Origin of the sequence: Methylobacterium sp. OAE515 (assembly GCF_041806315.1) — a bacterium.
In the GTDB taxonomy this organism is placed as follows: Bacteria; Pseudomonadota; Alphaproteobacteria; order Rhizobiales; family Beijerinckiaceae; genus Methylobacterium; species Methylobacterium tardum.
Genome location: NZ_JBGMUV010000001.1, coordinates 578,411 through 601,438, shown reverse-complemented (window position 1 = coordinate 601,438; position 23,028 = coordinate 578,411). Strand labels below are relative to the sequence as shown.

The following is a 23,028-nucleotide window of genomic DNA, read 5'->3' as shown; positions in this document are numbered from 1 at the left end:
TCCGAAAGAGGCTTCCACGTCCTTGCGAGCGCAGCGAAGCAATCCAGGGTGGCGCCGCGTTCAGAGGCGTTCCGCTGCACTGGGTTGCTTCGCTGTGCTCGCAAGGACGGGGTCGCGACCGGGGCGGCGCGACGCCTGCGTCAGCTCCGGGTGAGCGCCGCGTCCGGCAGAGTCAGGGTGATCCGGTACTCGGACGCGTCGTGGCGGCGCTCCACATTCGCCTCGAGCTGCCGCAGGGACATCTCCACCAGCAGCGAGCCGAAGCCGCGCCCGGGCCGCGGCTCGGCCACGCGGGCCATGCGCTCGCACCAGACCAGGGCCAGCCCCGTCGCATCCCGGTCCCAGGTCACCGACAGCGACCCGTCGTCGGACCCGAGCGCCCCGTACTTCACCGAGTTCGTCGCCCATTCGTGCAGGATCATCGCCAGCGACGAGACGTGCCGCCAGTGGATCGCCACGAGCGGGCCCTCGATCACGGTCGGGACATGGTCGCGGTAGGGCCGGAGCGTCGCGCCGATCAGACCCGCGAGGTCGCTCATGCCCTGGCCGTCCGAGGGATCGGCCAGGGAATGCGCCCGCCCCAGGGCCGAGATGCGGTCGCGCATGTCGGAGGCGAAGACGCCGATCTCCCGGTGTGTCCGGGCGCCCGCCGAGATCATGCCGCCGATGATCGCGAACAGGTTCTTCACCCGGTGGTTCATCTCCCGCAGCATCAGGTCGCGGGTCTCGGCCAGCGCGTATTCGGGCGAGACGTCGATGCAGACGCCGACGATCCGCTTCCGGTCGCCGCTCCGGGTCAGGCGCCCGTAGCTCCGGATGTGCCGGGGTCCGTGCTCGGCCACGCGGATGCGCAGGCGCGCCTCGAACTCGTCCAGCCCGTGCGCTGCCTTGGCAAGTGCCGCCTCCAGGCCGGGGCGGTCCTCGGGGATCACGCAGGCGGTCAGGGCCGCGGTGGTGTGGGCGACGTCCGGAGCGAGGCCGAACATCGTGCCGGCCGTGCTGTCGACCAGGACGGTCCCGGCATCCGGGCTGTATTCCCAGACGCCGATGCCCCCGGCCTTGACGGCCAGTTCCAGCCGCTCCCGCTCCGCCGCGAGCTGGCGCTCCAACGACAGGGCGTCGGTGATGTCGGTGAGCACCAGGGTGGCGCCGTCGACGCTGCCGTTCTGCAGGCGGTAGGGCAGCACCCGCAGGGATAGCGTCCGGTCGCCGTCCCGGGTGGCGACGCGCCGCTGGATCACCGAGCCGCCGGCGCAGACCTCCTGCGCGTCGTGCAGGTAGTCCTGCCCGGCCAGGCGGCTCGCGACGTCGGCCAGCGGCCGCCCGCGGTCGCCCGGCTGAAGCGGGAAGATCGTCGTGGCCGTCGTGGTGAAGCTGCGCACCTTCAGCTCGCGGTCCAGCACGATCACCGCGAGGTCGGTGGATTCGAAGAAGTTGCGCAGGTCGGCGTTGGCGACGGTGAGCTGCTCGACCTTCGTCTTCAGCTCGTCGTTGACCGTGGACAGCTCCTCGTTCGTCGACTGGAGCTCCTCGTTCATCGACATCATTTCTTCATTGGAGCTCTTCAGCTCCTCGTTCGTGGTCTCCAGCTCCTCAACGGCGGACCGCAGCTTGTAGCGCGTGCGCAGCAGCTCCTCTTCCAGCGCCTCGACATGGTCGCCGCCCGCATCCATCTCGACCAGGTCGAGGTCGCTCGCCGGCTGGAAGGCGCCGATGTCGCGCAGGACGAGCAGCATCGAGCCGTCCGGCAGGGGATCGCAGATCAGCTCGACCGGCTGCATGCCGTATTCCGAGCGGATCTCCACGGTCTTGACGACGACGCGCTTACGGGCGTCCCGGGTCTGGCGCAGCAGCGGGCCGATCACGTCGCGTAGGCCGGGCCGCGCCAGGGTGATCGCACTGGTGCCGCCGGTGCGCGTCACCGGGAAGTCGAAGTAGCGGCTCAGGCGCCCGTAGGCGGCGATGATGCCGCCATCCTCGTTCAGCACCATGCTGGGTGGGGCGTAGCGCTCGATGACGCGGCGCACCGCCACGGTCTCGTCGGCGATCGAGGGCTCGCCGCGGCGCTCCTCGCGGCCGCCGCGCCGGGCCTCGCCGCGCCGGGCGCTGCCCGGCAGGTCGATCGGGTATTGCGGCGAGCCCGGCGGCCGCTCGAACAGGCGCGCGTGCTGGTCGATCGCCGGGAACAGGTGCTCGAAGCGGCTCACGCTCTCGGAGGGGCCGAGGAACAGGTATCCGCCCGGCCGCACCGCGTAGTGGAACAGCGGCACCACGGATTGCTGCAGGCGCTCGTCGAAGTAGATCAGCAGGTTGCGGCAGGAGAGCAGGTCGACCCGGGAGAAGGGCGGATCCTTGACCAGGCTGTGGCTGGAGAAGCGGATCAGGTCGCGGATCTCGGCCGCGATGGTGAAGCGTTCGGCATGCGGGATGACGTAGCGCTCCCGCAGGGGCGCCGGGATGTCGGCGAGCGCCGCCGCCGGATAGGTCGCCTCCCGGGCGATCTGGAGCATCCGCTCGTCGATGTCGGTGGCGAAGATCTGGACCGCCGGGGCCTGGCCGAGGCTGCGGGCGGCGTCGGCGAACAGCATGGCGATGCTGTAGGCCTCCTCGCCGCTGGAGCAGCCCGGAATCCAGACCCGGATGTCCTCGTCCGGATCGCGGCCGCGCAGCAGCGGCTCGATCGCCCGCTCCCGGAGGAGCTCGAACAGCTCGGCGTCGCGGAAGAAGCGGGTGACGTTGATCAGGAGGTCGCGGAACAGCGCCTCGCACTCGGCCTTGTCGGCGCGGACGCGGGCGAGATAGGCCCGGCCCGAATCGAGGCCGAGGACGTGCATGCGCCGCTCGACCCGGCGCACCAGGGTGGTCCGCTTGTAGCCGGCGAAGTCGTGGCCCACCGTCGTGCGGAGCACCCGGCAGAGGTCGTCGATGTGGTCGGCGACCGGGCCCGCCTCCGCGGCGTCGGTGCCGCGGCGGCGGAAGAACGCCGTGAGGCAATCCACGATCTCGCCCGGCGGCTGCACGAAATCGACGAGGCCGGTCCCGACGGCGGAGAGCGGCATGCCGTCGTAGCGCGCCGTGTCCGGCTGCTGCACCACGCAGACGCCGCCATGCTCCTTGACGGCGCGCAGGCCGGTCGTGCCGTCGGCCCCTGTGCCCGACAGGATCACGCAGGCGGCGTTGGCCTGCTGATCGACCGCGAGCGACAGGAAGAAATCGTCGATCGGCCGCCGCAGCCCCCGCGGCTGCACGAAATGCGTGAGTTCGAGGACGCCGTTCTGGATGACCAGACCCCGGCCCGGCGGGATGATGTAGACCCGGTCGCCGGCGAGCCGCTCGCCGCCCTCGCACTGGTGCACCGCCAACTCGGTGTGCCGGTCGAGGAGCTGGGCCAGCATGCTCTCGTGGTTGGGATCGAGATGCTGGACGATGACGAAGGCCATCCCGGTCGGGGCCCGGGCCCGGGCCAGCATCTCGCGCAGGGCTTCGAGCCCGCCCGCCGAGGCGCCGATGCCCACCACCGGCCCGGTGAAGGGCGGGGGCACGACCTGCCCGGGGCCGTCCAGGATCTCCGAGGCTTCCGCCCCGGGCGTGTTAAGGAAATCCTGGTGCATCGAGATCCGCGAGGGTGAGCTTCGCCTGCGCGACGGTGGCGACGGTGTTGGCGATCGTCATCAGGGACCCTTCGATGACGAGGCCACTCTCAGCAAGCGTCGGGCTCAGCCGGGTCAGGGTCCGGCTCAGTTCGGTATCGTAAGCGGAAAGCAAGTCCGGTTGCGAGCGGCTGACGTCGAATTGGGATGCGAAAAGAAAGCGCACCTCGCCCGACAACGCCTTCAACTTCGACATGTACAGAAGATTGACGAACGGTCGGCCGTCCTTGCGGAAGTTCACGATCGGCGTGCGCACCGAGTCCAGCCGGCCGTTCTCGAGGAACGCGCGGATCTTGGCCCGCGCCTCCTCGTTCGGTGCCTGGCGCTGCAGGAGGCGGCAGTTGCGCCCGACGACATCCGCGTCCGCGTAGCCGGTCAGCCGGTGGAACGGCTCGTTCACCAGCAGAAGCGGGTTGTCGTCTCCGACGGCGGCCAGGGCGAGCGCGATGTGCGTGCTCGCGAAGTAGGCCTTGAGTTCGGCCGGAATGGTCTGCGTGTCCACGGCAGGTTCCCTGTCGCCTCCGATCGGTCCGACGCGGCGCGTCCGGTCGGTCCAACTAGCGCGGTCCGTCCCCATGGCACGCGACGCCCGCCGCGTCTCCTCGGGCGACGTGCCGTCGTGAACGCCCGGGCCGCGCAAGGCAACGACCGGCGCGGCGTCGATGTCGCCCCGGGCCCTGGACGGCGCCCCCGGCTCTCAGGCCTCGCCCGCGATGATGCCGCGGATGCGGGTGGCCAAGGCCTCCAGGGCGAAGGGCTTGGTCATCACCTGCATGCCCGGCCCGAGATGGCCGTGGTTGAGCGCGGCGTTCTCGGCGTAGCCGGTGATGAACAGAACCTTCAGGTCCGGGCGGTGCTGGCGGCCGGCATCGGCCATCTGGCGGCCGTTCATGCCGCCGGGCAGGCCGACATCGGTGATCAGCATGTCGATGCGCACGTCCGACTGGAGCACCTTCAGGCCCGAGGACCCGTCCGCCGCCTCGATCGCCGCGTAGCCGAGATCCTCCAGCACCTCGGTGACCAGCATCCGCACGGTGGGCTCGTCGTCCACCACCAGGACCGTCTCGCCCTGCTCGGCGCGGGGCGCGTGGGCGAGGTCAGGCAGCAGCCCGTCGCCCTCCGCCTCGCCGAGATGGCGGGGCAGGTACAGGCAGACCATCGTGCCCTGGCCGACCTCCGAGTAGATCCGGACGTGCCCGCCCGATTGCTTGGCGAAGCCGTAGATCATCGACAGGCCGAGGCCGGTGCCCTCGCCGATCGGCTTCGTCGTGAAGAACGGGTCGAACGCCTTGGTGATCACGTCAGGGGTCATGCCGGTGCCGTTGTCCGAGACGCACAGCGTCACGTACTGCCCGGGCTTCAGATCGCGCTCCTGCGCGGAGCGGTGATCGAGCCAGCGATTGGCCGTCTCGATGACGATGCGGCCGCCCGCCGGCATCGCGTCCCGGGCGTTGAGGCAGAGATTGAGCAGGGCGTTCTCGAGCTGGCTCGGATCGACGAGCGTCGGCCACAGGCCGCCGGCGCCCACCGACTCGATCGTCACCGCCGGGCCGACGGTGCGGCGCACGAGGTCCATCATCCCCTCGATCAGGCGGTTCACGTCGGTGGGCTTCGGGTCGAGGGTCTGGCGGCGCGAGAAGGCCAGCAGGCGGTGGGTCAGGGCGGCGGCGCGCTTGGCCGCGCCCTGCGCCGCGCCGATATAGCGGTCGAGGTCGCCGACCCGGCCCTGCAGCATCCGGGTCTGCATCAGCTCCAGCGAGCCCACCACCCCGGCCAGCATGTTGTTGAAGTCGTGGGCGAGCCCGCCGGTCAGCTGCCCGACTGCCTCCATCTTCTGCGATTGCCGCAGGGCCTCCTCGGCGCGCATCAGCTCGTGCGTCCGCTCGGCGACCCGCTGCTCCAGGGTCTCGTTGAGGCTGCGCAGGGCCGCGGTGACGCGGTCCCGCTCCGCCGCGACGGCCCGGCGCTCGTCGACGTCGATGAGGACGCCCGGGAAGCTGAGCGGCGTCCCGTCCCGCCCGTGGTCGACGCGGCCGTTCGCCTCCAGCCAGTAGTAGCGCCCGTCGGCCCGGCGGACGCGGTACTGGTGCGCGTAGGCCCCGCCCCGGGCGATCGCGGCCTCGATCGCCTCGGCCAGTCCCGCCCGGTCGTCCGGATGGACGGTCGCCACCACCTGGGCGAGGCTCAGGCCGTCGCGTCCGAGGGCGGGATCGAGGCCGAAGCTCTTCGCGAAGGCCTCGTCCACGGTGAAGCGGTCGCTCGGCAGGTCCCACAACCAAGTGCCGATGATCGCGCCCGCCGCCAGCGCGAGCTGGACGCGCTCGACATTGGTCCGGGCGACCGCCTCGCTGGTGCGCAGGGCGTCCTCCGCCTGCCGGCGCGCGGTGATGTTCCGGAACAACACCGAGACCTGCCGCCGGCTCGGCGGCTCGATGCGGACCGCCGAGACCTCGATGGTACGCTCCACCAGCGCGAAGTAGCGCTCGAAGCGGACCGGGGTGCCGGTGCGGAGCACGCCGCCGTAGAGGTCGAGCCAGGCCTCCGCGTCGTCGGCCGGGACGAGCTCGCGCAGCGTCCGCCCGACGATGTCGGCGATGCCGGTGTGGCGCTCGTAGCCCGGATTGGCCTCGACATGGACGTAGTCGCTCAGCGGGCCGTGCGGGCCGTCGAGGAAGGTGATGACGCAGAAGCCGTCGTCGATGGCCTCGAACAGCGACCGGTAGCGCTCCTCGCTGGCGCGCAGGGCCTCGCGGGCCTGCCACTGCTCGGTGACGTCGCGCGCCACCCCGGAGAACCGGACCGGCCGTCCCTCCGCGTCGCGCTCGATCTCGCCGCGGCGAGCGATCCAGCGGATCGCCCCCGTATCCGGGCGGCGGATGCGGTACGTGACATCGCCGAGGACCCGCCCGTCCCGCCGGCTCTCCGCCGTCGAGACGAGGCTCTGGTCGTCCGGAATGACCAGAGCCTCGACCATCTCGGCCGGGTAGGTCGCGCGCTCCGGCAACCCGTAGAGACGGCAGAAATGCGGTGTCGGGTGCAGGATCTGGTCGTCGATATCGACCGAGAACAGGCCGATCCCGCCTGCCTCCTGCGCCCGCAGCAGGCGCGCCTCGGCGGCGCCGAGCGCCTGCCCGGTGGCGCGCAGGTCCGTGCGGTCCCGCAGGATCCTCACGTAGCCGATGTGAGACCCGGCTTCGTCGCGCAGCGGCATGACCTCGCCGGAGGCCCAGAGACGCGACCCGTCGGCGCGCAGGTGCCAGCCCTCGTCCTCGGCCCGGCCGTGGTCCAGCGCGGCGCGCATCGCGCGCTCCGGGCCGCCCGCGGCCTGGTCCTCGGGGGGGAAGATTCGGGCGATGGACTGGCCGCGCATCGCGTCCGCCGTCCAGCCGAGGATGTGTTCCGCGCCGGAATTCCAGTCGGTGACCCGTCCGTCCCGGTTCGTGGCGATGATGGCGAACTGGGTCGTGCTGTCGAGGATCGCCCGCTGCTGCCGCGCGCGCGAAGCGGGCCCGTCCTGGTCCGCCGCGGAGGCGGCCGCCCGCGCCCGTGTGCGGAGCCCGGCGGCCTCCTCCTCCAGGGCGCGGGCGCGCCGCAGGAGATCGTCGATCCCGGCCTCGCCCATGGTCAGATCCCGCGCCGTGCTGTGGGATCCGCCGGCCGCCCGGCCGCGCGCAGGCCGGCGCCTCTGCGGGGCGTGCGGCCGGTCTCGGTCGAGGCAGCGGTGGGCACGGGCAAACGGGTCCGTCTTGCGGGAGGGGCTTGTCGTGCGGAGGGCGGGCGTCGCGTGGCCGCCTTCTGCCGGAAACCTGCCCGCGGCGCCACAGTCTCAGCCTAACGCACGGTGGCCAAGGCGGCTCCGAGAGCGCCCTGTCGGCGCGGATCCGGCATCGTCGAAGCCCTGATCCGGGCCTTCTCCGGCACGAGCTTGGGGCGAAATGCTCTCGACGGTCCGTCTCCGCGCGGATGTTTTTCGACCGGTCAGTCGCTCCGGAATGCGGGGGCTGACGCGGCTGCGCTGCATCTTCCGCGACCCATCCCCAGCGCGGCCCTAGTGCGGCGCGGCGAGGCGGCAGGCCGCGCCGCTCGCTCGGGGCCAGCCGTAGTAGATCGTCTCTGCCTGCGCGGTCGCACCGGCGGCAACCACCGGGACCGCGGTGGTCGGCGTGTCGAGGACCGCCCCGCCGGCCCCCGTGAACGTGCACGCGACGGTCGCCTGCGTCACCGGATCCGGCCCCGTGTTCCGCACCGTGAACAGGGCGCGCTGCGGCTCGTGCGAATCCGGCGGGGTGTGAAGCCGGGTCTCCTGGACGACGAGGGCGCCGTCGGCCCGCACCGGCGTAACCACCCCGAAGCCGGCGCCGGCTGCCAGGAGGGCGGGAAACAACCGCACGTACCGCAAGCTGTGCATGATCCGTCCCATCCTCCGTCGCGCGCCGGGCCGCGGCGCCGATGCCTTCACCGATCAACGCCGAACCGGCCGTCCGGGTCTCCGGCCGCCGCTCAGTTGCGCAGCGGCTTGGCGTCGATCTGCATCCGGTAGATCGTCGTCGGAAACTTCACGGCCGAGGCCTCGCCGCCATTCATCGTCGGGGTGCGGTTCATCTGCGCCGCCGGGATCCACAGGCCGCCCTGTTCGTCGATCCACATCGCGTCGACCCAGACCAGCCGCGGATCCTGCACCAGGGTGCTCATCGTCCCGTCCGGAGCGATCTTGAGGATGCGCAGGCCGTCCGTGTCGCTCGCGTAGATTGTGCCCGCCGCGTCGATCGCGGTGCCGCCCGTCGCCACGGTGGCGGCGTGGAGCTTCACGTGCGTGGCCCGCTCGGCGTCGCTCAGGGCGTCGTCGTCGAGGTAGCGGGTCTCGATGCTGTAGAGCGGACCGGTGCAGGCCTGGTAGTAGAAAGTCTTGCCGTCCGGGGAGACCTCCAGCTGGTCGGCGTGGATGAACAGCAGCTTGCCCTTGTCGTCCCGGAGCACCCGGCCCTGGCCGGTGAGCGGGCGCTGCGCGATGGTCGACCAATGGCCGTCGAGGACCCGGCGCAAGGTCCCGGTCTCGAGGTCGAGCACGATCAGCCCGGGCTGGCCGGCATCCGTCAGGTAGACGCTGCGGCCGTTGAAGCGGAAATCGTCGATGAAGCTCTTGTCGGTGGTGGCCGCCTGGAGCGGATAGACCTTGCGCACGGCGTTCCGGGCGAGGTCGATCTGCACGAGCTTGGGGCCGCCCGGCAGCGGCGCCGCGCCCATGCCGGGCGCACCCTTGTCGACCACCCAGAGATCGCCGTCCGGGCCGATCCGGATGGCGTTGACCGCCACGAACGCCTTGGCCGGGTCGTCGCCCTGCTTCCAGGCGTTCCAGCCCGCGTCGGGGAACGGCACGGCCTTGCCGTCCCGCCACTCGCCGAGTTCGATCCCCGTGTCCGGACTCTGGCGCTGGAACGGCGAGAACAGCCGGCCGTCCTGGGATCGGGTGATGCCGTTGAAGACCAAATTGTCCGACTGGATCATCGGCTTGAGCGCATCTGACCCGGCCGGGGCCTCCGCGGCGCGGCCGGGCGCCGCCAGGCCGGCGGCCAGCAGGAGGGCGAGGATCGAGGCGCGCATCATGGGGTTCCGGGGCCTGCGAGAAACGGTCTGGGCGGTAAGACTGCCGGGCGGACCCTGTTCCGTGCCGCCCCGATCGGCCGCACCCGATCAGCGCCGCGTCCGGCAGGGACTGCGACCGTTCGCCGGGGCTGGATCCTGCGGAAATGAGAACATATAGTGAACGTATAGGAACGCCGCGCGTGGCGGACGAGGAGGAGCGAGGGATGGCTCGGTACCGGTTCCACTGCACCAACGGTCTCGAATGCGTGTTCGACGCGCGCGGCACGGAGGTGCGCGCCGCCTCGCGCCTGATCACCCGCGCCCGGAAGGTCGCGGCCGACGTGCGGCAATCCCTGGCGAACCGGACCGACTGGTCCGAGTGGCGGGTGAGCGTGCACGACCTGTCGGGCCGGCGCGTCCTCGTGCAGCCGTTCGAGCCGGCGGCGGACCGGATCAAGGTGGCGGCCTGAGATGGCCGCGCCGATCAGGACGGTCCGGGAGGGACTGCCGGTCCCGCCGCGGCCGTCCGCGACAGCCGGAGAGCCGGATCAGACGATCCGTCCGCTGAGCCTGTCCGAGTTCATCGGCCAGCGGGCGGCGCGGGCGAACATGCAGATCTTCATCGAGGCGGCGAGGAAGACCGGGCAGGCGCTCGACCACGTGCTGTTCGTCGGCCCGCCGGGCCTGGGCAAGACCACGCTGGCCCAGATCGTGGCGCGCGAGCTCGGGGTGAACTTCCGCTCGACCTCCGGGCCGGTGATCGCCAAGGCCGGGGATCTGGCCGCGCAGCTGACCAACCTCGACGAGCGCGACGTGCTGTTCATCGACGAGATCCACCGGCTCAACCCGGCGGTCGAGGAGATCCTCTACCCGGCCATGGAGGATTACCAGCTCGACCTGATCATCGGCGAGGGCCCGGCGGCGCGCTCGGTCAAGATCGAGCTGCCCAAGTTCACGCTGGTCGGCGCCACGACGCGGGCGGGCCTGCTGACCACGCCGCTGCGCGACCGGTTCGGGATCCCGATCCGGCTGGAGTTCTACGAGATCGACGAGCTGGAGCAGATCGTGGCGCGCGGCGCGCGGGTGCTGGGCCTAGGCATGTCGGCGGAGGGCGCCAACGAGATCGCCCGGCGGGCGCGGGGCACGCCGCGGATCGCGGGGCGGCTGCTGCGGCGGGTGCGGGACTTCGCGGTGGTGGCGGAGGCCGAGACGGTGACGCGGGCGATCGCCGACCGGGCGTTGCAGCTGCTCGACGTGGACGGGGCGGGTCTCGACGTGATGGACCGCAAGTACCTGAGCCTGATCGCGCGCTCGTTCGGGGGCGGACCTGTGGGCATCGAGACGATCGGGGCGGCGTTGTCGGAGCCGCGCGACGCGATCGAAGACATCATCGAGCCCTACCTGATCCAGCGCGGCTTCGTGCAGCGCACCCCCCGCGGCCGCATCCTCACCAAGCACGCCTACCGCCATCTCGGCCTCGCCGTGCCGCAGGACGAGACCCCCGCGGCGGCGGCCTAGGACCGTTCCCGACCACGTTGAGACGGTCGACGCCGAAACGGTGGTCGTGGGGTGGGTTTGGATCATCCGATCCTCGCCCTCATCCTGAGCTGCGGCGTGAGCCGCCGCGAAGGAGCCCTCCAGCTATCCGCGCGATCCCTGGAGCCCTCCTTCGAGGCCCGCTGACGCGCGCACCTCGGGATGAGGGGGGGGATGGGACATGGCGCGGTCGGCTCCAGCGCCGGAGCCGACCCGCGCCAGGGCAGGGCCCGGCTGGATCCCGGCGGAGCCGGCGACGGTTGATCCTGCGCCGTCGGGAAACGCGGGCGCACCGCATGCGCAGTCGGGACCAGGAGCGGGCGCACCTCGCCAAGACCGAGCAGGACATCGCCGCGGGCCAGATGCGGATCACCGCGCAGGAACTGCAGATCCAGAGGATGCGCCTGCGCGGCCACGATACCCGCCGCGCCGAGGAACTCCTGGATTGCCTGCGCCAGACGCTCGTGCAGTGGCACGCGCATCGCGCGGAGATCCTGCGGGCAATCCGCAGGCTGGAAGGCTCCTAGAGCGCGCGGTCTGTCGGGACGCAGGAGCCGGTTTAGACCTCCCGGCTGAGGCGACGCATGCTCCCCCTCGGGCGTCGATGGCACACCCGGATTGTCAAGCTGAGCGGGACAGTCTTCTCCCTGGTCGCACGGAGGCTCTCACGGAGGCTGTCTTGCCGGACCCGATCTCCGTCCCCGGCCGCGTACAACCGGTGGTTGGTTGAGAGCGCCCGGGAGGCGATCCGGCGGTCGCGCGCTTCTGAAACAGACCGTGCCGATGATTCTCAATCCGGGGCCGCGGGGAATGCGGCCGGCCAAGATCCAGGCCCTTTGATCCGCCTGGAGATCCAAGCCGCCCGCCACCGTGTTCCCCCTGGGCGTGGAGAGCTTAGCATGACCAATCGCGACATCATCGTCATCGGCGGCTCGTCCGGTGCGACCCTGCCGCTCAAGACAATCCTGGGCACGCTGCCGAAGGACCTGCCGGCGGCGGTGTTCGTCGTGGTCCACATCCCGGCCCGGAGCCTCGGCCTGCTCGCGACCGTGACGGCCGCGGCGGCCCACATGCCGGTCCATCCGGCGGCGGACGGCATGGCGGTCACCCCCGGCAACATCTATCTCGGCGTGCCGGATTACCACCTCATCCTGGCGGACGGGCGGATCCGGCTCGGGCGCGGACCCCGCGAGAACATGGCGCGGCCGTCCATCGACCCGCTGTTCCGCTCGGCCGGCGTGTCGTACGGCCCCCGGGTGATCGGCGTGCTCCTGAGCGGCCTCCTCAACGACGGGACCGCCGGCCTGGACGCGATCAAGCGCTGCGGCGGCCTCGCCCTCGTGCAGGATCCGGCCGACGCCATCGCCGACGAGATGCCGCGCAGCGCGCTCTCGACCCTGGAGGTCGATCTCACCCTGTCGGCGACCCGCATCGGCGACGTGCTCGCCGATCTCGTGCGCGATCCCGCCGGCCCGCCGCGGCCGGTGCCGCCGGAGCTGCGGCTGGAGGTCGACATCGCGGCGGGCGCCCGGGTCGGCAGCGACGTGATCGGCAGGATTGCCACGCCGGCTGCCCTCTCGTGCCCGCAATGCGGCGGCGTCCTCTCGACGATGAAGGACGGCAAGCCGCTCCGCTTCCGCTGTCAGGTCGGTCACGCCTTCACGGCCGAGCTCGTCGCTAAGGAGCAGGAGAACTCGGTCGACGAGGCCCTGCGGGTGGCTTTGCGCATCATCGAGGAGCGGGCCGAGCTCGTCCGGCGCATGGCCGCCGACGGCCGCGAGGCCGGGCGGCGGGCGCTGGCCGAGATGTACGACGAGCGCGCGGCCGAGTACCGCGCCTATGCCGAGACGATCCGAAAAGCCGTGCTGCACACGCTTCCCTCGCCCGAGCCCTCGGGTCATGAGGGAGCACAGGAGGAGTGATGCGTACGCCGGCTGCAATGTCCGCGACAGGAGCGGGGTCTTGGCCCCCATTCTGGCGGGTAACGACCGTCCGCACGCGTCCATGAGCCCCGGATCAGCGCCGCGATGGTGACAGCCTCTCCCGATGCGGCCACCCCCGACCACCGGCCCGCCGTCGTCGCGGTCTGTGCCTCGGCCGCGAGCCCGCAGCCGCTGCTGCAACTCCTGCGCGCGCTGACGCCGCACTCCGACATGGCGCTGGTCATCGTGCTGCAGCACCGGGAGGCGCTGGACACGGAGCCGTTCATGCACGCCCTGCGCGAAGCCGGCCACGTGCCGAGCCCGATCGCGCCCGACGCCCCGCTCGAGCCGGGGAAAACCTACCTGCCCGATCCGGACGTGATCGTGAGCCTGGAGAACGGCCGGTTCCGGATCCAGGCCGTCGAGGAGCAGCCCGGCGCGCGCGGAACCATCGACAGCTTCCTGGTGGCGCTGGCCGGCGACGAGGACGGCCACAGCATCGCGGTCATCCTGGCCGGCACCGGCGCGGACGGCACGCTCGGCCTCAAGGCCGTGAAGGCGGCGGGCGGACTGGCGCTCGCGGAGGAGACCGAGGAATCCCGGTCCAGCGAGCTCGCGCGCAGCAATCATCCCGCCGCCCTGGCCGACGCGGTTCTGCCCATCGATCAACTCGCGGAGCGAATCAAGGACGGGGTCCGCCAGATCGAGCCCGCCGCCGGGCTCGCCCGGCCCGACGACGCGGAGGTCTCGGCGGCGCTGGCGAGCATCGCGGGGGTCCTGCGCAAGCGGACCGGACACGATTTCCACGGCTACAAGCCCGGCACCTTCCTGCGCCGCGTCCAGCGGCGGGTGCAGGTCGTCCAGGTGACCTCGATCGGGGCCTATCTCGACTTGCTGCGCGAACGGCCCGACGAGGCTCAGGAGCTGTTCAACGATCTGCTGATCGGCGTCACGCAGTTCTTCCGCGATCCGCACGAGTTCGACCTGCTCGCCCGCGAGGTCGTCCCGAAGCTGTTCGCCGGCAAGGCCCAGAACGACCGACTCCGGGTCTGGGTGATCGGCTGCTCCACCGGCGAGGAGGCCTATTCCCTCGGCATCCTGCTGCGCGAGCACATGGCCACCCTCGATGACGCGCCGCAGGTGCAGATCTTCGCCACGGACCTCGACGGCCGGGCGCTCGCGGCGGCGCGGGCCGCGCGCTACGCGGCCACGATCGCCGACGACATGTCGCCGGAGCGGCTGGCGCGGTGGTTCGTCAAGGAAGGCAACACCTACTGCGTGGTCAAGGAGCTGCGGGAGATGTGCATCTTCTCGCAGCACAGCATCATCAAGGACGCCCCGTTCTCGCGCGTCGACATCGTCTCCTGCCGCAACCTGCTGATCTACCTCGACGCCGAGCTGCAGAACCACGTGATCCCGCTGTTCCACTTCGCGCTGCGGCCGGACGGCGTGCTGTTCCTGGGCAATTCCGAGAACGTCTCCCGCCACACGCACCTGTTCGCGCCGCTCGAGAACCGCTCACGGGTGTTCCGCCGGCTCGAAGCGCCCAACCGGCTGCTGCCCAACTTCCCGTTCACGGTGGCGTCGCTACCCGCCGAGAAGCTGCCCGCGCGCAACGCCCCGCCCCGCGCGATCGAGCCGTCCCTGGCGCAGCGGGCCGAACGCTTCGCGGAGCGCTATGCGCCGGCCTACGTGATCCTCGACGAACGCTACAACGTCCTGCATTTCTCCGCCCGGACGGGCCGCTACCTCGATCCGGTCGGCGGGGCGGCGACGCTGAACCTCCTGCAGCTGATCCATCCCGACCTGCGCTTCGACGTGCGCGAGGCACTGTCGCGGGCCGCCGAGGCGGAGGAGACCGTCGAGCTCGAGGACCGGCGGATCGGGCTCAACGGCCACAGCCTCGTCGTCGACCTCGTGGTCGAGCCGGTCAAGCACGCGTCCGGACCGGTGCGGAGCTACTTCGTCCTGTTCAAGGACGGGCACGCGGCGCCGGGGCCGGAGCAGATCGCCGCCACCATCGCCTCCGACCAGCAGGCCTATATCCAGCAGCTCGAAGCCGAGCTGCGCGAGACCCGGGAGCGGCTCCAGGCGACCGCCGAGGAGGCCGAGACCACCAGCGAGGAGCTGAAGGCCTCCAACGAGGAATACCAATCCCTCAATGAGGAGCTGCAAGCCGCCAACGAGGAGCTGCAGACCTCCAAGGAGGAGTTGCAGTCGCTCAACGAGGAATTGACCACCGTCAATGGCGAACTCAGCCTGCGGGTGCAGGAACTCGGGCGCAGCAACAGCGACCTGAAGAACTTCCTCGAGAGCACGCAGATCGCGACGATCTTCCTCGACAACGAGCTGCGGGTGACGAACTACACCCCGGCGGTCACCGAGATCTTCCATCTCGTCGAGACCGATGTCGGCCGCCCGATCGGCCACATCAAGTCGCGCCTTGCCTACGACGACCTCCAGACCGATGCCCGGCGGGTGCTGCGGACCCTGGCGGCGGCCGAGCGGGAGATCGAGAGCGTGGTGACGGGCGCGCACTACATGGTGCGGGTCCTGCCGTACCGGAGCATCGACAACTTCATCGCCGGCGTGGTCATCACCTTCGTCGACATCACGGCGCGCAAGCGTACCGAGACCGACCTGCGCGAGAGCCAGGAACGCTTCCGCCTCGTCGTCGAGAATGCCCGGGACCACGCCATCTTCACCCTCGATCCCGAGAACCGGATCACCGACTGGTATCCGAGCGCCGAAGCGGTGTTCGGCTGGACGGCCGACGAGGCCATCGGGCAGAGCGGCAGCGTCCTGTACACGCCGGCTGACCGGCGGCACGGGGAGGACGTGAAGGAGCTGGAGGAGGCGCGCCGGGAAGGCTCGGCGCCCAATGTCCGCTGGCACCTGCGCAAGGACGGCGCGCGCGTGTTCATCGAGGGCACGACCCGAGCCCTGCATCACGCGGACGGGTCGCTCCGCGGCTTCCTGAAGATCGGCCAGGACACCACGAACCGGCGGGAGACCCGCGAGGCCCTGCGCGCCAGCGAGACGCGCCAGCTGGCGCTGATCGAGGGCATCCCGCAGCTCGTCTGGCGTTCGGCCGATAACGGGCAATGGACCTGGGGCAGCCCGCAATGGCTGTCCTTCACCGGCCAGTCGCAGGAGGAGAGCGTCGGCCTGGGCTGGCTCGACGCCGTCCACCCGGACGATCGCGACGCCGCCCTGGAAGCCTGGGAGCAGGCCGCGGTCGATGGCGTCCTCGCCGTCGAGTACCGTATTCGCCGCGCCGCCGACGGGGCTTGGCTGTGGCACCATACCCGCTCGCTGCCGGTGCGGGACGCCGAGGGCCGCACCGTGGAATGGCTCGGCACCTCGACCGACATCGATGCCATCCGCCAGCTCCAGGCCCGGCAGGAGGTCCTGGTCAACGAGCTGCAGCACCGGGCCCGCAACCTGCTCGGCGTCGTCTCGGCCGTCGCCGACCGGACGGTGAAGCAGGGCGGGTCGGTGGAGGCATTCGAGGAGCGGCTGCAGGCGCTCAGCCGGGCGCAGGGCCTGCTCAGCCAGGGCGGCAACGACACCGTCGATGTCGGCGCCCTGGTGCGGGCCGAGCTGGCCGCCTACACCGACGAGGCCTCACCCGCCGTCGCGATCGAGGGGCCGGAGGTCCGGCTCAAGGCGCGGCAGGTGCAGAACTTCGCCCTCGCCCTGCACGAGCTCACCACAAATGCGGTGAAGTACGGCGCCCTGAAGGACGGCTCCGGACGCCTGTCGATCACGTGGGACCTCGCGCACGATGAGAGCACGGGCCGCCGGCTCGCGCTGCGCTGGATCGAGAGCGGGGTCGCTATCCCCCAGGGCGCGGCGCCCCGGCGCGGCTACGGCACGGAGCTGATCCAGGAGGCGCTCGCCTACGCGCTGCAGGCCGAGGTCGAATACGTCCTCGAGCCGGGCGGCGTGCGCTGCCGGATCGAGATGCCGGTTTCCTGACCAAGGTGAACCCGCGATCACGCTGTCCGGTTGAATCCCGTGTGTCCCGATCGGTCCCCGGAGAGCCCATGTCCTGCGCTGATGCTCCCCTGACCGGTCGCCGCGTCCTGGTCGTCGAGGACGAGTACCTGATCGCCAGCGAGGTGAAGCGCTGGCTGCAGGCGGCCGGGTCCGAGGTGCTGGGCCCGGTGCCGAGCGTGGATAGGGCCCTGGACCTGATCGAGGAGCGCCGCCCCGACGTGGCGGTGCTCGACGTCAATCTCGGCGCAGGCGATGACGTCTACCCGGTCGCCGACCGATTGGGAGCGCTGGGAGTGCCGTACCTGTTCGCCACGGGCGACGTGCGCTTGGCCGACACCTCGATCTACCGGGACCGGCCGCGGCTGGAGAAGCCGTTCCTGGCGCGGGAGCTGGTGCGCGCCCTGAGCGCGATCCTCGCCGAGAGCCGCGCCTGAGCGGGCCGCGCCGGGAGCGGTGAGGCGGCACACCCGCGCGGTCGGAGCCGGGCCGGGCTGCGGCGCGGTCGCGCGCTCGACAACCCGGCACGCACTCACCATCTTGGCGGCAACAAAGGACGTCCGCCATGACAACCTATCGCAAGTCGCCCGAGGCGATCGCGGCGCTGACGCCGGAGCAGTACCGGGTCACCCAGCAGAACGGCACCGAGCGGCCCGGCACGGGCCCGCTCCTCGGCAACAAGGAGCCCGGCATCTACGTCGACATCGTCTCCGGCGAGCCGCTGTTTGCCAGCGCTGCCAAATACGAATCCGGCTGCGGCTGGCCGAGCTTCACCCGGCCGATCGACCCCGCGCACGTGACCGAGCTCCGCGACGTGTCGCACGGCATGGTCCGCACCGAGGTCCGGTCCACGCACGGGGACAGCCATCTCGGCCACGTGTTCAACGACGGCCCGCGCGACCGCGGCGGCCTGCGCTACTGCATCAACTCGGCGGCGCTCCGCTTCGTGCACCGGGACGACATGGAAGCGCAGGGCTACGGCGCCTACCTGCCTCAGGTGGAGACGGTATCATGAGCATCGAACGCGCAGTTCTCGCCGGCGGCTGCTTCTGGGGCATGCAGGATCTGATCCGCAAGCTGCCCGGCGTGGTCTCGACCCGGGTCGGCTACACGGGCGGGGACGTCCCGCACGCGACCTACCGCAACCACGGCACGCATGCGGAGGGGATCGAGATCACGTTCGATCCCGCGATGATCAGCTTCCGCCGCCTGCTGGAATTCTTCTTCCAGATCCACGACCCGACCACGCCGAACCGCCAGGGCAACGACCGCGGCCTGAGCTACCGCTCCGCGATCTTCTACGTCACGCCCGAGCAGAAGCGGGTCGCCGAGGACACGATCGCGGATGTCGAAGCGTCGGGCCTCTGGCCGGGCAAGGTCGTGACCGAGGTCGCGCCGGCCGGCGATTTCTGGGAGGCGGAGCCCGAGCACCAGGATTACCTGGAGCGGATTCCGAACGGCTACACCTGCCACTTCGTCCGGCCGGGCTGGCGGCTGCCGCAGCGCTCCGACGCGGCCTGAGGAACCGGCGCACCTTGGGGGCGCCGTCATCCCGGGGCGCCGCAGGCGAGCCCGGGATGCAGAACCACTGTCGGAGCAAATCATCGGCACCTCGGCGAGTCTGGATCCCGGGCTCCGCTGCGCGGCCCCGGGATGACGGTGGCGCCGGCGGCCGGGGATGGGGAGGGGGCTTCGAGACTGGCCATGAGCGACGACGCGCCCGGACAGACCCTCAGCATCTACTACGATGGCGGCTGCCCGCTCTGCCGGGCCGAGATCGACCAGTACCGCCGCTGTGCCGGCGCGGAGCGGCTCGCCTTCGTCGATGTCGGCCGCGGCGTGCCGGAGCCGGCGCTCGGGCCGGATCTCCCGCGCGACGCCGCCCTGCGGCGCTTCCACGTCCGCACCGCGGAGGGCCAGCTGGTCTCCGGCGCGGCGGCCTTCGCGCGCCTCTGGCAGACCCTGCCGGGCTGGCGCTGGCTCGGACGGCTGATCGACTGGCGCGTGCTGGGCGTCCGGCCCGTGCTGCCGGTCGCTGAGGCCGCCTACCGCCTGTCCCTGACCGTGCGGCCCCGGCTGGCGCGGCTGGTCGCCCGGCGATCCGGGGCGTGACCCGGTGGCGACGCGCTGCGTCCACTATGTCGGCTTCCGGGACGACCGCTACTGGAACGCGGTCCGGATCTTCGGCGGCCCGCGGGTGATCCATCGCCGCTGGGACTTCTACGCGACCCGCGACATCGGTCCCGACGACATCGTGGTCTTCGCCGAGGGCGACGACACGCAGCCGATCGCCGCGCGCAACGCCACCGACCTCGACGAGCGCTGGCTGTAGCGCCCAGGTGGCGGGGAAGGCCGTCGATCCCGTCATTCCGGGTCCGCGTAGCGGAGCCCGGAATCCGGACCCGCCGCCGCGCCAAGATCCTGCGCCGACAGCGGCTCTGGTTTCCGGGCTCGCCTGCGGCGCCCCGGAATGACGGTGCGGCGTACCGCTTGTCGAGCTCCCGCGTGAGGATGGATCCTCTCAAGCGCGCCGCCCTAAGCCCGTGCGGGCGAGAAGGCCCCGCCGTGATCCTAGAGCGCGCCCGGGAAGAACGTCGCGTAGCCGTCCTCGTGGACCCGGCGGAGATAGTCCCGGTACCGGGCGTGGCCCGGCGCCTCCAGCCCGATGCGCCCGTAGCCGAATTCCGTGCCCGCCTGCTCGGGAAGCAGCGCCAGCGGCGCAGAGGCCGGCGTGAGCTGGGTGCCGCGGCCCGCGACCAGCGTCGTCAGGATCCCGTACATCTCGCCCTGGATGTTCGGGCGGCACAGCACCGCGAGCCGGTGCTGCCCGTGCCAGTTGGTCACCAGATAGATCATGCCCGACTGGCTCGGCACGGCGACGCTGCCGGATTGCGCGAACGGGGCGTCGATCCGCTCGGCCTCGCGGAACACCAGGCGAGCGCTGTCGGCGTCCCAGGCGATCTCGGTCCGGTAGGCGAAGATCGCGCCCGCATCGCCGAAGGAGGGCCGCAGGGTGAGGTAGCGCCCCTCGATCCAGGCCACGCTCTCCCGCGAGTAGGATCCCAGGGCGTCGGGTGCGTGGCGCGCCGCCTCCGGTGCCGGCCGGCCCGTCTCCTGGCGCAGGGACTGGCCCAGAGCCTCCTCGAGCCGGATCGTGGTCGCCAGGGTGAAGGGGCGGCGGCCGGCCAGCGCCTTCTCCAGCGTCGAGAGGCTGATCCGGGCCTCCTCGGCCAGGGTCTGCCGGGAGATGCGGCGGCGGGCCAGGGCCTCCCGCACGGTCTGGGCAATGGCGCGGCTCTGCGCCTCCGACAGCTCGATCTCGCTCACGGGCAGGCTCGCAGGGGCTCGACCCGCACAGATCCGCACGGAACCGCACATTTGCGCAAGCGTCGCCGTGTCGATCCCTGTGGCTCGTCAGGGCGTTTCCGCCTCCGCCTCGACGATCAGCCGCAAGGGTCCGGAGCGCAGGGCCGCGAGCGGCCAGCAGGTGACCAGGGCGAGATGCCGGCCGGGGGCCTGCGGGTCGAGCCCCGACGCGTCCCACGGCGCCACCCGCGCGCCGGTGACGCGGAAGCGGACGGCCCGGCCGTCGCGGCGAGTGACCGTGACGGGGTCGCCCGGCGCGAGATCCGCCAATACCGCGAACTGCGTGTCGCGGTGCGCGGCGAAGACCGCGATGCCGGGCTCGCCCGCCTCCGGCGTGCCGTCGAGCTGCCCGGGGCCGAAGGCCAGGGCCTGCCCGCTGCCGCCGCGCAGAACCACGAAGCTGCGGCCGGCCAGGTCGAGCCGGGCGACCGGTTCCGTGTCGGCCCAGGGCCAGGGCTTCATCGGGCGCCCCTCGGCCAGGGTGCGGGCGAAGGCACGCTCCAGCAGCGCCTGCGCCAGGACGGCCTTGGCGGGGATCCAGGCGGCCTGCGCGGCGAGGCCCAGGCCCGCAAGGGTGAGGAGGACCGCGAGGGCCCTCCCCAGTCCGGTTCCGGGACGGCCGCTCATCGCGCGTCCCCGATCCGACGGCCGCCGGACCGGCGCAGGCCGGCGCTCAGCAGCACGCCCAGGAGGGCGAGCAGCAGGCCGAGGCCGAGCTGCGCCAGGATCCCGGCACCCGTCTGGGGCAGGGCGATGCCGTCCCCGGCGGCGTTGATCGGCACGATGCGGGGCCCGGTCCCGCGGCTCGGGGCCGGTGCGACGCCGGGCTGATCCGATCCGAACACCGTGGCGAAGTCCCAGCCCGCCGGCAGGTTCAGCGGCAGATCGGCGGCCACGAGCGGCGTGCCCGGGGCACGGCGCGGGGTGGCGTCGACCGCCACGAGGCTGGTCAGGCGCGTCGTCAGCCCGTGCTCCAGGGCGAGGGCGAGGATCGCGGCATCGGCCGCGTCGGTGCCGAGGCGATTGGTGATGCGCGCCGTCTCGGTCTCGCCGATCCGGGAGCGCGCCCACACCTTCGAGATGCCGGCGCCCGGCGCGGCCCCGGAAAGGGCCAGCGTGCGGCTCCAGCGGCGGCCGCCGACCCGGCCCGAGACGGTCACGGACCCGCCGATCTCGGGGACCCGGGCGGCGAAGACCAGCGGCTCGCCGCGATAGAGGTCGGGCAGCGCGCCCGGCGTCACCTCGGCGCCGGGACTCGAGAAGGTCGCGGTGAGGTCGGTCACGGCCGGGGATTCGAGCTTGGCGTAGAGCTCACGGGTGCGCGCGTCGACCTGGGCGAGATCGCGGATCTCCGTGAAGCTGCCGCGGCCGATGGCGGCGGCATGGCGCATCAGGTGGCCGTTGGGCGCCGAGCCGATGCCGACCATGAACAGGCGCGAGCGCCCGAGATTCGCGTGGATCGCCGCGAAGATCCGCTCCTCGTCGCCGACCGCGCCGTCGGTGAGGAACACGACCTGGCGCACGCGCCCGTCCTCCGGATGGGGATCGGCCAGGGCCGCCTTCAGGGGCGCCAGCATCTCGGTGCCGCCGCGCGCCTCCAGGGCGGCGACGAAGCGCTCGGCCCCCGACAGGGCCTCCGGGGTCGCCGGGACGGGCTCGGGATGCAGCGCGTCCCAGGTGTCGTCGAAGCGGATGACGTTAAACCGGTCCCGCGGCGTCAGGCCGGCGAGGCCTGCGAGCAGCCCGGCCTTGGCCTGCCGCATCGAGGCGCCGGCCATCGAGCCGGAATTGTCGATGACGAAGGTGACGTCGCGGGCCGGCCGGGCGGCGGCCTCGGCCTCCACCGTCGGCGGGGTCAGGGTGGCGAGCAGGTAGGTCCGGCCGGCGACGGTCTCGCGGAACAGGCCGAGGCCCGGCATCCGGCTCGGGACAGGCTCCCAGGTCAGTTCGAGGTCGCGGTCGGCCGGCACCGCGCCGTCGGCCAGGGTGACGGTGCGGGCCTCCGGGCCGGCCTCGGTCACGCGGATCGCGTGGGTCGCGCTGTGGACGGCGCCGATGGCGAAGCCCGCCTGGAGCCGCACCGTGACGGCGACCGGATTGACCGGACGGGACGCGGCCGGGTCGAGCACGGGCGGGCTGATCCGGGCGCGATCCGGAACGGGATCGCGCGCCGCCTCGGCCGAACCGTCGAGGGCGACCGTACCCAAGGCCGACGGCGCCGGATTGTAGCGCGGCGCCACCACCAGCGGCAGGCGCAGCATCCGCGTCTCGCCGGAGACGGGGATCGTCTGCTGATAGGTGATCTGGACCAGCACCGTCTCGCCGGGGCCGATATTGGCGACCGTGTTGGTGAAGACGTTCGGCCTCTCCTGCTCGGTGAGGGCCGCCGACTGCCCGGCCGCCTTCGCGGCCTCGTAGGCGCGCTTGGCCGCCGCCCGCTCGCGGATATCGGCGACGATCACGCGGGTGCCCACGACGAGCTTCATCCCGTCGACGGCCGCGTCCTCCGGCAGGGGGAATACGTAGGTGCCCTCGACCCAGTCGGCCGTGGTGTTGCGGAAGGCCTGGGTGACGGTGGCGCGGGCGGTCGGGCCGCTGACGTCGACGCCGATATCGGTCGCCAGTCGGACGGCCTCCACCGGCGCGGTGCCGGCCGGCCCGCGCAGCATCAGGCCGCCCCGTGCCGGTCCCGGCATCGCGTGGGCCGAGGCGAGCATGACGAGGAGCGCCAGCAGACCGAGGAAGAGCGGCGACAGCGCGGCGGCGCGCGGCTGCCCGTGGGCGGATCGTGGAACGGAGAACGGCATCGGAGTCCCTCCTGCGCCGGCGGATCGGGGCCGGCTCAGCGCCGAAGTTCCCGCGCCGAGCGACGCGCCGCCACGGGAAGCTTCGCCCTTTTCCGGGCCTGAACCGGACGCGCCGGACAGGCCGCGGCGGATCGGTGCGGAGGCGGTGCGGTCCCGTGCGCCCTA

17 protein-coding genes and 1 pseudogene are annotated in these 23,028 nt (G+C 71.9%); 10 read left to right on the top strand and 8 right to left on the bottom strand.

Annotated elements, in window-relative coordinates:
- Nucleotides 1–140: 140 nt before the first annotated feature.
- The 5 genes from ABIE45_RS02895 to ABIE45_RS02875 form a co-directional block, all read right to left on the bottom strand.
- The gene (locus ABIE45_RS02895) at nucleotides 141–3,611 is read right to left on the bottom strand and encodes a chemotaxis protein CheB (protein ID WP_192711069.1); all 3,471 of its coding nucleotides are present in this window, start codon (nucleotides 3,609–3,611) and stop codon (nucleotides 141–143) included.
- A complete protein-coding gene (locus tag ABIE45_RS02890; RefSeq protein WP_373622113.1) occupies nucleotides 3,592–4,290 on the bottom strand; it encodes a PAS domain-containing protein in 699 nt (232 codons plus the stop codon). The genes ABIE45_RS02895 and ABIE45_RS02890 overlap by 20 nt, the downstream gene beginning before the upstream one ends.
- A 57-nt stretch (nucleotides 4,291–4,347) precedes the next feature.
- On the bottom strand, nucleotides 4,348–7,272 hold the full coding sequence (locus ABIE45_RS02885) for a PAS domain S-box protein (protein ID WP_192711068.1): 2,925 nt from the start codon (nucleotides 7,270–7,272) through the stop codon (nucleotides 4,348–4,350).
- 426 nt (nucleotides 7,273–7,698) lie between these two features.
- The gene (locus ABIE45_RS02880) at nucleotides 7,699–8,058 is read right to left on the bottom strand and encodes a hypothetical protein (protein WP_373622112.1); all 360 of its coding nucleotides are present in this window, start codon (nucleotides 8,056–8,058) and stop codon (nucleotides 7,699–7,701) included.
- A gap of 92 nt (nucleotides 8,059–8,150) precedes the next feature.
- Complete coding sequence (locus ABIE45_RS02875; protein ID WP_192711067.1) at nucleotides 8,151–9,251, bottom strand: L-dopachrome tautomerase-related protein; 1,101 nt, start codon at nucleotides 9,249–9,251, stop codon at nucleotides 8,151–8,153.
- Nucleotides 9,252–9,457: 206 nt separating this feature from the next.
- Here ABIE45_RS02875 and ABIE45_RS02870 point away from each other — a divergent pair, with 206 nt between their 5' ends.
- From ABIE45_RS02870 to ABIE45_RS02825, 10 genes and pseudogenes are all read left to right on the top strand, one after another.
- Nucleotides 9,458–9,703: a hypothetical protein gene (locus ABIE45_RS02870; RefSeq protein ID WP_192711066.1), complete on the top strand. Its 246-nt coding sequence runs from the start codon at nucleotides 9,458–9,460 to the stop codon at nucleotides 9,701–9,703.
- Between the two features lies 1 nt (nucleotide 9,704).
- The gene (gene ruvB / locus ABIE45_RS02865; protein ID WP_192711065.1) at nucleotides 9,705–10,751 is read left to right on the top strand and encodes a Holliday junction branch migration DNA helicase RuvB; all 1,047 of its coding nucleotides are present in this window, start codon (nucleotides 9,705–9,707) and stop codon (nucleotides 10,749–10,751) included.
- Nucleotides 10,752–11,065: 314 nt separating this feature from the next.
- Complete coding sequence (locus ABIE45_RS02860) at nucleotides 11,066–11,296, top strand: hypothetical protein (RefSeq protein WP_192711064.1); 231 nt, start codon at nucleotides 11,066–11,068, stop codon at nucleotides 11,294–11,296.
- 372 nt (nucleotides 11,297–11,668) lie between these two features.
- Entirely contained in the window at nucleotides 11,669–12,691 is a 1,023-nt protein-coding gene (locus tag ABIE45_RS02855; RefSeq protein WP_192711063.1) for a chemotaxis protein CheB, read from the top strand.
- A 105-nt stretch (nucleotides 12,692–12,796) separates the two neighbouring features.
- Nucleotides 12,797–16,672 (top strand): CheR family methyltransferase, encoded by a 3,876-nt coding sequence (locus tag ABIE45_RS02850; RefSeq protein WP_192711062.1) that lies wholly within the window; start codon nucleotides 12,797–12,799, stop codon nucleotides 16,670–16,672.
- 68 nt (nucleotides 16,673–16,740) lie between these two features.
- A pseudogene (locus tag ABIE45_RS02845) lies at nucleotides 16,741–16,929 on the top strand (response regulator); the annotation flags it as partial.
- 326 nt (nucleotides 16,930–17,255) lie between these two features.
- Complete coding sequence (gene msrB, locus ABIE45_RS02840) at nucleotides 17,256–17,705, top strand: peptide-methionine (R)-S-oxide reductase MsrB (protein ID WP_192711060.1); 450 nt, start codon at nucleotides 17,256–17,258, stop codon at nucleotides 17,703–17,705.
- Nucleotides 17,702–18,211, top strand: a complete 510-nt coding sequence (msrA, locus tag ABIE45_RS02835) for a peptide-methionine (S)-S-oxide reductase MsrA (RefSeq protein ID WP_192711059.1) — start codon at nucleotides 17,702–17,704, stop codon at nucleotides 18,209–18,211. The genes msrB and msrA overlap by 4 nt, the downstream gene beginning before the upstream one ends.
- 183 nt (nucleotides 18,212–18,394) lie before the next feature.
- Entirely contained in the window at nucleotides 18,395–18,802 is a 408-nt protein-coding gene (locus ABIE45_RS02830) for a DUF393 domain-containing protein (RefSeq protein WP_192711058.1), read from the top strand.
- Nucleotides 18,803–18,806: 4 nt separating this feature from the next.
- Nucleotides 18,807–19,022 (top strand): hypothetical protein, encoded by a 216-nt coding sequence (locus ABIE45_RS02825; protein ID WP_192711057.1) that lies wholly within the window; start codon nucleotides 18,807–18,809, stop codon nucleotides 19,020–19,022.
- Nucleotides 19,023–19,261: 239 nt separating this feature from the next.
- Here ABIE45_RS02825 and ABIE45_RS02820 read toward each other — a convergent pair whose 3' ends face one another.
- The 3 genes from ABIE45_RS02820 to ABIE45_RS02810 are packed head-to-tail and all read right to left on the bottom strand — an operon-like array spanning nucleotide 19,262 to nucleotide 22,863.
- A complete protein-coding gene (locus tag ABIE45_RS02820) occupies nucleotides 19,262–20,068 on the bottom strand; it encodes a multiprotein-bridging factor 1 family protein (protein ID WP_373622111.1) in 807 nt (268 codons plus the stop codon).
- Between the two features lie 36 nt (nucleotides 20,069–20,104).
- On the bottom strand, nucleotides 20,105–20,683 hold the full coding sequence (locus ABIE45_RS02815; protein WP_192711055.1) for a class GN sortase: 579 nt from the start codon (nucleotides 20,681–20,683) through the stop codon (nucleotides 20,105–20,107).
- Nucleotides 20,680–22,863 carry a marine proteobacterial sortase target protein gene (locus ABIE45_RS02810; RefSeq protein WP_192711054.1) on the bottom strand — a complete coding sequence of 728 codons (2,184 nt, stop codon included), beginning with the start codon at nucleotides 22,861–22,863 and terminating at the stop codon, nucleotides 20,680–20,682. The genes ABIE45_RS02815 and ABIE45_RS02810 overlap by 4 nt, the downstream gene beginning before the upstream one ends.
- Between the last annotated feature and the right edge of the window lie 165 nt (nucleotides 22,864–23,028).